Genomic DNA, 12172 nt, shown 5'->3' with positions numbered 1-12172 from the left:
GACGGCCCTGCAAATGCTGTTTCAATTTGTCCGGCTGCCGCATTAATCGGTTATGCTAATTCACCCTCAGCTTCCCAACAGAGAAGAAAGCCACCACAAGGGGGAACAAGGACCGCCAGAGGTCCCAAGGAGACAAGGATGCAATACCAGGCAAACCGGCCCGGCGCCGGTGCATTGCTGGGCACCTCGCCGCTGGTGCAGGCCAGCACCGATGGCGTGCCGGATCTGCAGGCCATCGAGCGCTCTCACCAGCGCAGCTCGTCCTACGGCATCACGCGCGGCCAGCGGCCCGACCTCGACTCGCTCTCGCGCGCCGACCTGGCGCAGACCCTCGAAGCCAACCAGACCCTCTCCGGCCACGCCCGCCCGGTCATGGAAACCCTCTACGACCAGATCCGCAATACCCACAGCATGGTGATCCTGTCGGATGCGGAAGGCACCATCCTGCATACCCTCGGCGACAGCGATTTCCTGGCCAAGGCTGATCGCGTGGCCCTTGGGCCGGGTGGTCGCTGGTCCGAGCAACTGCGCGGCACCAATGCCATCGGCACAGCGCTGTTCGAGCAGAAGCCCACTACCGTGCACGCCCAGCAGCATTACCTGGACGCCAATCGCTTCCTGACCTGTTCGGCCGCCCCCATCTTCGACCATCGCGGCCAGGTGCTGGGGGTGCTGGATGTCTCGGGCGAATGCGGCAGCTTCCACAAGCACACCATGGCGCTGGTGCGCATGTCGGCGCAGATGATCGAAAACCATCTGTTGGCCGGCAGCTTTCCTGATTGCATCACCCTGCATTTCCACAGCCGCGCCGAATTCGTCGGTACGCTGGTCGAGGGCATCGTCAGCTTCACGCCGGGCGGTCGCTTCCTGGCGGCCAATCGCAGCGCGCAGTTCCAGCTGGGGCTGACGCTCTCGGCACTGCAGTCGCATACCTTTGCGTCGCTCTTCGGGGTGCCGCTGTCGCTGCTGTTCGAGCATCATCGCAAGGCCGCCCCAGGCCTGCTGGAGCTGTGCCTGCACAATGGCATCCGCATCCATGGCCGCGCAGAACTGCGGCTGCGCGACCAGCATTTCCAGAATGCGCGCGAAGCCGTGATCGAGGCACCGGAAGTACTGCCCGCCAGCCCATCTGCTCGCCCAGCCCCACCTGTGCGCCCCCATCCGGGCCAGCCGCGTGGCGGCCTGCAAGCCCTCGATACCGGCGACGCCCGCATGAGCGCCATCATCGGCAAGTTGCGCAAGGTGATCGACCGCGACATCCCGGTCCTCATCACCGGTGAAACCGGCACCGGCAAGGAGTGGCTGGCACAGGCCATCCACCGCGAAAGCGCACGCTGTAGTACCACCCAAACCCGGGGCGGCGCAGCCCCCTTCGTAGCCGTGAATTGTTCGGCCATTCCCGAGAACCTGATCGAGGCCGAACTGTTCGGTTATGAAGACGGCGCCTTCACCGGAGCCCGCCGCAAAGGCGCGCTGGGCAAGATCGCACAGGCCCAGGGCGGTACCCTCTTCCTCGACGAGATCGGCGACATGCCGCTGGCCCTGCAAGGCCGCCTGCTGCGCGTGCTGCAGGAACGCGCAGTAACACCCTTGGGTAGCCAACGCGTCATCCCGGTGGACTTTGCGCTGGTGTGCGCCACCAACCAACCCCTGCGCGAGATGACTGCGCGTCATGCCTTCCGTGAAGATCTGTACTACCGCATCAACGGTTTGCAGGTAAAGCTGCCCGCCTTGCGCGAGCGCAGCGACCTGAGCGCCCTGATTGACCGCATCCTGGAACAGGAAGGCGGCCGCGATGCACCCCGCTTTGATACCCAGGCCCTCGCATTGCTGCAGGCCAGCCGCTGGCCGGGCAATCTGCGGCAACTGTCCAACCTGATCCGCACCGCGCTGGCCATGGCCGATGGAGAGGCCCGGATAGGCGTAGAACACCTGCCAGATGACTTTCTGGAAGAGGCAGCGCCGCTGCTGGCGGCGGGCGGGATGCCTGCCCCGGCAGCCTATGAAGAGATGGACGAAAAACCGCTGTCCATGCACGACAACGAATGGGCCGCCATCGAACGCGCCCTGCGCACCCATGACGGCAACGTCAGCGCCGCCGCCAAGGCGCTGGGGGTATCGCGCAATACGCTCTACCGCCGCTTCAAGTCACGCGGGCACTGAGCGGGGCCAGGGCGTCATACTCCTCATCGGTAAACAGCCGCGAGCGCGTCAGGAAGCGCTTGCCGCTGCCGTTCTCCAACGAGAACATGCCGCCATTGCCATTGACCACATCAATGATCAGTTGCGTGTGCTTCCAGTACTCGAACTGGTCAGCGCCGATGTAGAACGGCACGCCATCGATGTCGCCAAGATAGACATCGGTATCGCCCAGGGTGAAATCGCCCTCGGGATAGCACATCGGTGCGCTGCCATCGCAGCAGCCGCCGGACTGGAAAAAGATCAGCGCGCCATGCCGCGTCTTCAACTGTCGCAGCAGGTCCACGGTAGCGTCGGTGGCGGTGACGCGGGGTAAGGCTGTCATCGGCATCCTCCTGCCTCAATGATCCAGATAAAAACGGCGCCGGCCGCACAGAGCGGACCGGCGCCGAAGCTGCCTTGCTGCAAAGGAGACCAGCGAAGGTTCAGAAGAAGCCCAGCGCCTTGGGGCTGTAGCTGACCAAGAGGTTCTTGGTCTGCTGGTAGTGGTCCAGCATCATCTTGTGGTTCTCGCGGCCAATGCCGGATTGCTTGTAGCCGCCGAAAGCCGCATGCGCCGGATAGAGGTGATAGCAGTTGGTCCACACACGGCCAGCCTGGATCTCGCGGCCCATGCGGAAGGCGCGCGTGCCATCCCGGGTCCACAGGCCCGCGCCCAGGCCGTACAGCGTGTCATTGGCAATGGCCAGCGCTTCTTCTTCATCCTTGAAGGTGGTCACCGAGACCACCGGGCCAAAGATTTCTTCCTGGAAGATGCGCATCTTGTTATTGCCCTGGAACACGGTCGGCTTGACGTAGTAGCCCGAGGCCAGGTCGCCGCCCAGTTCTTCCCGTCCGCCGCCGGCCAGCACCTTGGCGCCTTCCTGCTTGCCGATGTCGATATAGGACAGGATCTTTTCCAACTGCTCCTGCGAGGCCTGCGCGCCGATCATGGTGCTTTTGTCCAGCGGATTGCCCTGCTTGATGGCCGCCACGCGCTTCAAGGCGCGTTCGATGAAGCGGTCATAGATCGATTCCTGCACCAGCACGCGCGAGGGGCAGGTGCAGACCTCGCCCTGGTTCAGCGCAAACATGGCGAAGCCTTCCAGGGCCTTGTCAAAGAAGTCGTCGTCCTTGTCCAGCACGTCGGCGAAGAAGATGTTGGGCGACTTGCCGCCCAGCTCCAGCGTCACCGGGATCAGGTTCTGCGAAGCGTATTGCATGATCAGGCGGCCAGTGGTGGTCTCGCCGGTGAAGGCGATCTTGGCGATGCGCTTGTTGGAGGCCAGCGGCTTGCCGGCTTCCACGCCAAAGCCCTGCAGGATGTTGACCACGCCGGGCGGGATCAGGTCGGCGATCAGTTCGATGAGCACCATGATGGAGGCCGGGGTCTGCTCGGCGGGCTTCAACACCACGCAGTTGCCGGCGGCCAGCGCCGGGGCCAGTTTCCACACCGCCATCAGGATGGGGAAGTTCCAGGGGATGATCTGGCCGACCACGCCGAGAGGCTCATGGAAGTGGTAGGCGTAGGTGTCATTGTCGATGGGGCAGATGCTGCCTTCCTGGGTGCGCACGGCAGCGGCGAAATAGCGGAAGTGATCGATGGCCAGCGGGATGTCGGCGGCCATGGTCTCGCGGATGGGCTTGCCGTTGTCCAGGGTTTCGGCGGTGGCCAGCAGCTCCAGGTTGGCTTCCATGCGGTCGGCGATCTTCAAGAGCATATTGGCGCGCTCGGTGGGAGAGGTCTTGCCCCAGCTCTTCTTTGCCGCGTGGGCGGCGTCCAGCGCCAGTTCCACGTCTTCGGCGCTGGAACGGGCCACTTCACAGAAGGCGCGTCCGATCACCGGGCTGATGTTCTCGAAGTATTCACCCTTGACCGGCGGCACGAATTTGCCACCGATGAAATTGTCGTAACGTTGCTTGAAGGGGTCGCGTACGCCGAGTTTGCTGATGTCTGCCAGGTTCATGTCGTCTCCGTTGGGGTTATGGTTGAAATCCCGCCACGGCCAAGGTCGCGGCGAACGTTCATCCCTCTGGATGGCAAATCGCATGCCAGCCCTGAAGCCCAGCGTGGACGCGCCTGCGTGGCCAGCGCCCCTGTCACGCTGTGTCAATCTGGCGCAGCCTGTGACACGCCAGGGCAACAGCCTGCAACACCCTGCCCGCCTGCAACGGACGTAAAAAAACCGGCCAGGTGGCCGGTTTCTGGTGATGCGCAACGCAGTTCGGGATCAGACGGCATCCGGCCCGGTTTCGCCGGTACGGATACGGATCACCTGCTCCACTTCCTGCACGAAGATCTTGCCGTCGCCGATCTTGCCGGTACGGGCCGCCTTGATGATGGCGTCCACGGCCTGCTCGACCACCTTGTCGTCCACCACGACTTCGATCTTGACCTTGGGCAGGAAGTCGACCACGTATTCGGCACCGCGATAGAGTTCGGTATGGCCCTTCTGGCGCCCGAAGCCTTTCACTTCGGTGACCGTCAGGCCCGTGACGCCGACTTCAGCGAGGGATTCACGCACCTCGTCCAGCTTGAACGGTTTGATGATGGCGGTCACTTGTTTCATGGCAATTCCTCTCTTGGTATGTCGTAAAGAAACGATCTGTTGAATAGCGGTTAAGCATTGTTGTTATTTTACGGGCAAGGTCGCGGCACCCTGCCCACTTGCACATTGTCAATCAGGCTTGCGCAGCTTTCAACCTCCGTACGCAGGCAGGACCGTAAAAAGCGCGTTTCAGCCCTCCAGATCGGGAATCCTTTCCAGATCCTGCAACCAGACGGTGGCCTCGCCATCGCTGGGCGCGCGCCAATCCCCACGTGGCGAGAGCGAGCCGCCACTCCCCACCTTGGGGGCGTTGGGCACGCAAGAACGCTTGAACTGGCTGGTCTTGAAGAAACGATAGACAAAGATGCCCAGGTTCTTCTTGATCTGCGGCAAGCTGTATTCGTTGTGCGTACCGTGCAGGCCGTCGGGCCAATGCCCGACCTCGCGGTCGTGCCAGGCGCTGTGCGCCAGGAAGGCAACCTTGGCCGGCGTGAAGCCGTAGCGCAGGATGTAGTAAAGATTGAAGTCCTGCAGCTCATAGGGGCCGATGAAGTCCTGGGTGCGCTGGCCCGGCTCGCCATCGGAGGCGCCCGGCACCAGTTCCGGACTGATCTCGGTTTCCAGGACGTGGATCAGCACTTCCGGCTGCTTCAGTTCCAGCGAACCCGATTCGGCCACCCAGCGCACCAGGTGGGTGATGAGGGTCTTGGGCACGCTGGCGTTGACGTTGTAGTGCGACATGTGGTCGCCCACCCCGTAGGTACACCAGCCCAGCGCCAGCTCGGAGAGGTCGCCGGTGCCGATGACGATGGCCCCATGGTGATTGGCCAGGCGGAACAGATGGTTGGTGCGTTCACCGGCCTGCACGTTCTCGAAGGTGATGTCATAGACCGGCTCGCCGCGCGAATACGGGTGGCCGAGGTCCTTCAACATCTGTTCGCAGCTGGGACGGATATCGATTTCCTGCGCCGAGCATCCCACCTGCGCCATCAGCTGGTGCGCCTGCACCAGCGTGCGGCTGCTGGTAGCGAAGCCCGGCATGGTATAGGCCAGGATGTTGCTGCGGGGCAGACCCAGCTTGTCCATGGCCTTGGCGCAGACCAGCAGCGCATGGGTGGAGTCGAGCCCGCCCGAGACGCCGATGACCACCTTCTTCAATCCCGCCGACGACAAGCGCTGCACCAGCGCCTGTACCTGGATGTTGTAGACCTCGCGGCAGCGCAGTTCGCGCTGTTCGGCATTGGCCGGTACATAGGGGAAGCGCGCCACCCGGCGTTGCAGCGGCAGCGCCTGCTGCTGCGGGATCTGCACCTCGAAGCCGACCACCTCGAAACGGCGCACTTCGTCGGCATGACGACGCACCGACTGGCCGAAGGTGGTCTGGTGGAAGCGCTCGCGGGAAAGGCGTTCCAGGTCGACATCGGCATAGATCACATGGCCGCCCTGGGCGAAGCGCTCGGACTCGGCCAGCAGTTCGCCGTTCTCGCAGATCAGCGCCTGGCCGTCCCAGGCCAGGTCGGTGGTGGACTCGCCATTGCCCGCCGACGAATACAGATATGCCGCCAGGCAGCGTGCCGATTGCTGCGAGACCAGCTGATGGCGGTAGCCCGACTTGCCCACCACGATATTGGACGCCGACAGGTTCACCAGCACGGTGGCCCCGGCCAGGGCCGCGAAGGAGGATGGCGGGATCGGCACCCAGACGTCTTCGCAGATCTCGATGTGGAAACGGAAGTCGGGGATATTGCGGATCTCGAACAGCAGATGGCTGCCGAAACCCACCTCCTGCCCCAGCAGATGCACGCTGCGCGTGACTGCGCAATCGGCGCTGCTGAACTGGCGCGCCTCGTAGAATTCGCTGTAGTTGGGCAGGTAGCTCTTGGGCACCACGCCCAGGATGCGACCGTGATGGACCACCACGGCACAGTTGTAGAGTTGGTGATCGACCTTCAGCGGCAGCCCCACGATCAGTGCCGCCGGGATGCGCATGGAGGCCTCCAGCACCGATTGCAGGGCCTGCAGGGAAGCGTCGAGCAAGGCGCGTTGCTGGAACAGGTCTTCGCAGCTATAGGCCGACAGGCCCAGTTCGGGGAAGGACACCAGCACTGCGCCACGGGCGGCGGCCTGTTCGGCCAGGGCGATGGTGCGCTGGGCATTGAAGCCGGGATCGGCCACCTTGCAGTCCGGCACCGCCACCGCGACGCGGGCGAAACCGTGGCTGTAGAGATTGAAGAAGGGGCTTTGCATAGCGTGTTCTGGACTCCGTGCACGTCGCCGCAGCGGCGACGCGTTTTGTTCATTTTGCGTAGAATGCCTGTTCGAGCGGGGCCGTGGGCCGCGCCATCTTTCGCAGGTCACTCGCAGTCCATGGATTATCGCACGCGAATCGTTTCTTCTCTGGCCGAGATCGGCCAGGCCCGCTGGGACGCTCTGGTAGCGGCCCAGGAGGAAGGCAATCCCTTCCTCTCCTACGCCTTCCTGCATGCGCTGCACGAGAGCGGCAGCGCCAGTCCAGAGTCGGGCTGGGAGCCGCACTACCTGACGCTATGGCAGGACGAGGCCCTGGCGGCCGCCCTGCCCCTGTACCGCAAGTTCCATTCCTATGGCGAATACGTCTTCGACTGGGCCTGGGCCGAGGCCTACCAGCGCCATGGCGTGGAGTACTACCCCAAGCTGCTCTCGGCCATCCCCTTCACGCCGGTGCGCGGCGCACGGCTCATGGCCATCGACGAGACCGCCCGCGCCGCCCTGCTGGAGGCGCTGCAAAGGCTGCAGCAGCAAGGCCAGCACTCGTCCACCCATATCCTCTACCCGCCTGAGCAACAGGCTGGACAACTGGCCGAAGCCGGCTTCCTGCTGCGTAGCGGCGTGCAGTTCCATTGGCACAATGAAGGATATGGCGATTTTTCAGAATTCGTCGATACGCTGGACCGCAAGAAGCGCAAGAACATCCTGGCCGAGCGTCGCAAGGTGGCCGAACAGGGCGTGCGCTTCGTCTGGCTGCGCGGCGCCGAGATCACCGATGCGCACTGGCGCTTCTTCAACCGCTGCTACCGGCACACCTATGCCGCGCACTACTCCACGCCTTACCTGAACCTGGATTTCTTCCGCCGCATCGGCGACACCATGCCGCAGCACCTGCTGCTGACGGTGGCCCTGCGCGGCGAGGAGCCGATCGCCTCCTCGCTGACCGTGCATGATGCCGATACCCTCTACGGGCGCTACTGGGGCGCGCTGGAACACGTCCCCTGCCTGCACTTCGAGACCGCGTATTACCAGCCGCTGGAATTCTGCATCGCCGAAAAGATCCGCTGGTTCGAAGGCGGCGCCCAGGGCGAGCACAAGATGGCGCGCGGCTTCCTGCCGCAGAAGACCTGGTCAGCGCACTGGCTGGCCCATCCGGGGTTCTACGATGCGGTGGAACACTTCCTGTCACGCGAAAGCAATGGCATCGACGGCTATATTTCCGAGTTGAACGAACACAATCCCTTCCGGGATCCGCCGCGCTGAACGGTGCCTGCCCCCTCCCGACGGGCAGGCATAAAAAAACCGGTCCATGCAGCGCATGGACCGGCTTTCCTTGAAAACGATATAAATCGTCTAAATCATTTATATCCGACACGATCCAGCATCTGCAACACCTTCTGCTGGTTGGCGCCCACTGCGCCGATATTGATCACCTCCGCCTTGAACGGCCCCATCTTGACCAGAGCCGGGTTCTCAGTCTTCACGCTCTTGACGGCGGGCCATTCGTTATTGCCCTCAGCGAAGTAACGCTGGGCCGAATCGCTGGCCAGGTATTCCAGGAACTGCACCGCTTCGGCCTTGTGCGGCGCATGCTTGGCCACACCACCACCGGCGATGTTGACGTGGGCGCCATAGCTCTTCTGGTTGGGCCAGACGATGCCGACCTTTTCCATCAGCGCCACGTCTTCCGGCTTGGTCGAGCGCATCAGGCGCGCCACGTAGTAGGAGTTGGAAATGGCCACGCCGCACTCGCCCGAGCCGACGGCCTTGATCTGGTCGGTATCGCCACCGACCGGCTGGCGCGCCTGGTTGGCGACCATGCCCTTCAGGATGGATTCGGTCTTGGCCGCACCGTCATGCTCCAGCAAGGCGCCGAACAACGACACGTTGTAGGGGTGCGAACCGCTGCGGGTGCACAGCTTGCCCTTGTTCTTCGGGTCGCCCAGGGCTTCGTAGGTCTCCACGTCTTCCGGCTTGACGCTGGCCTTGTTGTAGACGATCACGCGGGCGCGAGTGGAGAAGCCGAACCATTGCGTGCCATCGCTGCCTTCCTTGCTGTGCAGGTTGGCGGGAATGCGTTCATCCAGCAGCTTGGACTTGACCGGCTGGAACAGGCCATCGCTCTGCGCCTTCCACAGGCGGGCGGCGTCCACCAGCAGGATCACGTCGGCCGGGCTGGAGGCGCCTTCGCTCTTCAAGCGCGCCAGGATGCCGGCGTCGTCACCGTCGATGCGGTTGATCTTGATGCCGGTGGTCTTGGTGAAGTCGGCGTAGAGCGCTTCATCGGTCTGGTAGTGGCGCGCCGAGTAGAGGTTGATGACCTTCTCCTGGGCGAAGCTGGACGTGGCAATGGCAGCCAGCATGGCGCCGACGGCGAGTTGACGAGGGAACATGGACCATCCTTTTCAAAAAAAAGTAAACGACCACCGTGGCAAAACGGCGTTTTCTTTTGGCGCGGAAGACGGTCCGGGAGCGCGCTCCTGGGGGACTTGGCTGTCGCAGCGGGCGGCCTGATGGTCGCCTCGTTATGAGTATGAGTATGCGGTTGATAAACCGCAGGCGACTATATCACAAATAAGAAGCATTATCATCGGCAGAATCCCCCTGCCCGAGAAAGCAAAACGCCCTCGCCGGCGATTGCGCGGCAAGGGCGTTTGCGGGTAGCGCCAGACAGTCAGGCGCTCAGATCACCTTGACGGCGAAATCGACGCCGATGCCGGCCCACCACTCCTGCTCCTTCTGGAACCAGAAGGAAATGCTGGGATGCTCCTTGATGTAGTCACGGCGGATTTCCAGGTCGATCCTGCTCTTGAGCTTGACCCGCACCTTCTCCAGATCCAGCGTGATATGCGCATGACGGAACATCACCGCCAGGCGCAGGGCCAGCACGGCCTTGGCGAAATCGATGTCGGCCAGCATCTCGCTGATCTTCTTGAGGTTGCCCTTCTGTCCGAGGATGAGCGTGCTCATCAGGCGCTGCTCGCGGGTGGTGAACCCCGGCAGGTCGGCATTGGCGATCATGTAGGCCGAATGCTTGTGATAGCCGGTCGGCGAGACCACCAGCCCGGTCTCGTGCAACAGCGCGCTCCAGTAGAGGTAGCGGGCATAGGAATCGGTAGCGGGCTTCAAGAGCTCGAAGAAGCCCAGCGCCGTATCGGCCACGCCATGCGCGCGGGCGGCGTCGATGTGGAAGCGGCGGGCGAACTCCTCGACCGAACGGTCGCGGCGGTCGGCCTTGGTGGCGCGCAGTTGCAGGTCCCACATCACGCCCATGCGCAGGCCGGCTTCCACCGGGGTGATGACCTCGATGCCGAATTCCTGCATGAACCCGATCAGCACCGCCAATCCCCCCATGATCACGCCTGCGCGGTCGGGTTTCATGCCGTCCAGCGAAATCTGGCTGACGTGGCCGAAGTCGATCAGGCGTTGCATCAGGTCGGCCAGGCTGGGCAGGGAGATGCGACCGTCGCCCATATTGTTGCGGTCAATGGTGTCGGCAATGGCGCGCATGGTACCCGAGGAGCCGTAGACGTTGACCCTGCTCGCATCGAAGCTGAACAGATGGACAGCGTCCTCCACATGCGAGCGGGCCGAGATGATGGCACGCTCGAAGGCAGCGGCGGTAATAGCGCCGTCAGGGAAGAAGGCCAGGCTCTGGTTGACCGTGCCGATGCCGAAGGACTCGACGTGACGGATATGTTCGCCCAGCCCGCGGATGACCTCGGTGGAGCCGCCGCCGATGTCGATGACCATGCGCTCTTCACCCGCATCGGCCAGCACGCCGGCCACGCCCATGTAGATCAGGCGGCCCTCTTCCTCGCCGGAGATGATTTCCACCGGATAACCGATGGCGCGCTCCAGCGCCGGCAGCAGTTCACCGGCGTTCTTGGCCACGCGCAGCGTATTGGTGGCCACCACCCGCACAGCGGTCAGCGGATAGTCGCGCAGGATGGCGCGAAAGCGCGTGAGCGAATCGATGGCGCTCTGACAGGCCTGTTCGGTGAGATTGCCGGTCTTGTCGATGCCGGCAGCCAGGCGAATGGGGTCGCGCGCGCTCTTGATGACGCGTATGCCCTCGTCCTCGTACTTGCCGATGTGCAAGCGAAAACTGTTGGAACCGAGATCTACCGCAGCAAACATGCATTTCCTTCCGCAAGGGTTCCGGGCGGATGGCCCCCGAAACAATTGCTAAATAATTTAAACCGCATCCTGTCTCCACTCCGACAAGATAATGGGCGCGCATTACACTTTGATGACAGCTTGCACCCTGTAGAATGGCGGCTCAGCGAAGTCGTGCTGCGTTGCACATATTATTTTATACAATTTATCCAATTTTCCCCCCATGCCCGGCATTCTTTATCTGGTTCCCAACACGCTCGGCACCGCCGAACTCAGCGCAGAGCCCGGCGCCGCCCATCCGCTGGAGGCCATCATTCCACGCCAGGTGCAGGTCATCGCCGCTGGCCTGGACTACTTCGTGGCCGAGAACGCCAAGAGCACACGGGCCTTCCTGAAGCTGCTGGGCAGCAGCCAGGCGCTGGCCAAGCCGATCCAGGAAATCGAGATCAGCGAGCTCAACGTCAACACCCCGGCAGCCGCCCTGCCGACCCTGCTCGCACCCCTGCTGGCCGGTCGCGATGGCGGCCTGATCTCGGAAGCAGGTGTGCCCGCGGTCGCCGACCCCGGCGCCAACCTGGTACGGCTGGCGCACCAGCATGGCATCCAGGTGCGACCGCTGGTGGGCCCCTCTTCCCTGCTGCTGGCCGTCATGGCCAGCGGGTTGAATGGTCAGAGCTTCGCCTTCAATGGCTACCTGCCCACCGATGCCGAGGCGCGCAGCAAGCGCATCCGCCAATTGGAAGACCGTTCCCGCAAGGAAAAGCAGACCCAGCTGCTCATCGAAACGCCCTATCGCAACGGCGCCATGCTCGATGCACTGGCGCAGAGTTGCCAGCCTGGCACCTTGATCTGCGTGGCCACGGACCTGTCGCTGCCCACCGAAACGGTGCGCACGCAGACAGCGGCCCAGTGGCAGGCCGCGCTGGCGGCCAAGCAGGCCCCGGACTTCCACAAGAAGCCCACGGTCTTCCTGCTGCTGGCAGACTAAGTCGGCTGCACCACCAGCGTCAACAGCACCAAAGACCACCAAAGACCAGCAAAGACAAAGGCCGGTTGCACCACGCAACCGGCCTTTTTAC

General features: G+C 63.1%; 9 protein-coding genes. 3 read left to right on the top strand and 6 right to left on the bottom strand.

Going from position 1 to position 12172, the window contains the following annotated elements; translation table 11 throughout:
• Nucleotides 1–138 precede the first annotated feature (138 nt).
• Nucleotides 139–2163 carry a sigma-54-dependent Fis family transcriptional regulator gene (locus BGK68_RS15785; RefSeq protein ID WP_075257878.1) on the top strand — a complete coding sequence of 675 codons (2025 nt, stop codon included), beginning with the start codon at nucleotides 139–141 and terminating at the stop codon, nucleotides 2161–2163.
• On the opposite strand, the gene BGK68_RS15780 is transcribed toward BGK68_RS15785, so the two are convergent.
• The 4 genes from BGK68_RS15780 to BGK68_RS15765 all read right to left on the bottom strand — a co-directional run bounded on the left by BGK68_RS15780 (nucleotide 2144) and on the right by BGK68_RS15765 (nucleotide 6974).
• A complete protein-coding gene (locus BGK68_RS15780; protein WP_041310527.1) occupies nucleotides 2144–2524 on the bottom strand; it encodes a DUF779 domain-containing protein in 381 nt (126 codons plus the stop codon). The two genes, BGK68_RS15785 and BGK68_RS15780, sit on opposite strands and share 20 nt — an antisense overlap.
• A gap of 100 nt (nucleotides 2525–2624) precedes the next feature.
• On the bottom strand, nucleotides 2625–4145 hold the full coding sequence (adh, locus tag BGK68_RS15775) for an aldehyde dehydrogenase (RefSeq protein ID WP_075257877.1): 1521 nt from the start codon (nucleotides 4143–4145) through the stop codon (nucleotides 2625–2627).
• A gap of 264 nt (nucleotides 4146–4409) precedes the next feature.
• The gene (locus BGK68_RS15770; protein WP_006463535.1) at nucleotides 4410–4748 is read right to left on the bottom strand and encodes a P-II family nitrogen regulator; all 339 of its coding nucleotides are present in this window, start codon (nucleotides 4746–4748) and stop codon (nucleotides 4410–4412) included.
• 168 nt (nucleotides 4749–4916) lie between these two features.
• Complete coding sequence (locus BGK68_RS15765) at nucleotides 4917–6974, bottom strand: NAD(+) synthase (RefSeq protein ID WP_075257876.1); 2058 nt, start codon at nucleotides 6972–6974, stop codon at nucleotides 4917–4919.
• Nucleotides 6975–7094: 120 nt separating this feature from the next.
• On the opposite strand from BGK68_RS15765, the gene BGK68_RS15760 reads away from it, so the two are divergent.
• Nucleotides 7095–8237: a GNAT family N-acetyltransferase gene (locus tag BGK68_RS15760; protein ID WP_198937211.1), complete on the top strand. Its 1143-nt coding sequence runs from the start codon at nucleotides 7095–7097 to the stop codon at nucleotides 8235–8237.
• Between the two features lie 95 nt (nucleotides 8238–8332).
• On the opposite strand, the gene BGK68_RS15755 is transcribed toward BGK68_RS15760, so the two are convergent.
• Both BGK68_RS15755 and BGK68_RS15750 read right to left on the bottom strand, forming a co-directional pair.
• Nucleotides 8333–9367, bottom strand: a complete 1035-nt coding sequence (locus BGK68_RS15755) for an extracellular solute-binding protein (protein WP_075257874.1) — start codon at nucleotides 9365–9367, stop codon at nucleotides 8333–8335.
• A 289-nt stretch (nucleotides 9368–9656) separates the two neighbouring features.
• Nucleotides 9657–11114 carry a Ppx/GppA phosphatase family protein gene (locus BGK68_RS15750; RefSeq protein ID WP_075257873.1) on the bottom strand — a complete coding sequence of 486 codons (1458 nt, stop codon included), beginning with the start codon at nucleotides 11112–11114 and terminating at the stop codon, nucleotides 9657–9659.
• Between the two features lie 202 nt (nucleotides 11115–11316).
• Between BGK68_RS15750 and BGK68_RS15745 the strand changes: the two genes are divergently transcribed.
• Nucleotides 11317–12081: an SAM-dependent methyltransferase gene (locus BGK68_RS15745; RefSeq protein ID WP_075257872.1), complete on the top strand. Its 765-nt coding sequence runs from the start codon at nucleotides 11317–11319 to the stop codon at nucleotides 12079–12081.
• Nucleotides 12082–12172: the final 91 nt, after the last annotated feature.

The organism is Herbaspirillum camelliae (assembly GCF_001929405.1).
In the GTDB taxonomy this organism is placed as follows: Bacteria; Pseudomonadota; Gammaproteobacteria; order Burkholderiales; family Burkholderiaceae_D; genus Herbaspirillum; species Herbaspirillum seropedicae.
Note: the sequence above shows the minus strand (reverse complement) of the source record. Positions and strands in the feature narration are given on the sequence as shown.

What these genes read in the sequence shown, in the direction of transcription:
- BGK68_RS15785 (WP_075257878.1), top strand. Translation starts at nt 139, where the DNA reads ATGCAATACCAGGCAAACCGGCCCGGCGCCGGTGCATTGCTGGGCACC.
- BGK68_RS15780 (WP_041310527.1), bottom strand. Translation starts at nt 2,524, where the DNA reads ATGACAGCCTTACCCCGCGTCACCGCCACCGACGCTACCGTGGACCTG.
- adh (WP_075257877.1), bottom strand. Translation starts at nt 4,145, where the DNA reads ATGAACCTGGCAGACATCAGCAAACTCGGCGTACGCGACCCCTTCAAG.
- BGK68_RS15770 (WP_006463535.1), bottom strand. Translation starts at nt 4,748, where the DNA reads ATGAAACAAGTGACCGCCATCATCAAACCGTTCAAGCTGGACGAGGTG.
- BGK68_RS15765 (WP_075257876.1), bottom strand. Translation starts at nt 6,974, where the DNA reads ATGCAAAGCCCCTTCTTCAATCTCTACAGCCACGGTTTCGCCCGCGTC.
- BGK68_RS15760 (WP_198937211.1), top strand. Translation starts at nt 7,095, where the DNA reads ATGGATTATCGCACGCGAATCGTTTCTTCTCTGGCCGAGATCGGCCAG.
- BGK68_RS15755 (WP_075257874.1), bottom strand. Translation starts at nt 9,367, where the DNA reads ATGTTCCCTCGTCAACTCGCCGTCGGCGCCATGCTGGCTGCCATTGCC.
- BGK68_RS15750 (WP_075257873.1), bottom strand. Translation starts at nt 11,114, where the DNA reads ATGTTTGCTGCGGTAGATCTCGGTTCCAACAGTTTTCGCTTGCACATC.
- BGK68_RS15745 (WP_075257872.1), top strand. Translation starts at nt 11,317, where the DNA reads ATGCCCGGCATTCTTTATCTGGTTCCCAACACGCTCGGCACCGCCGAA.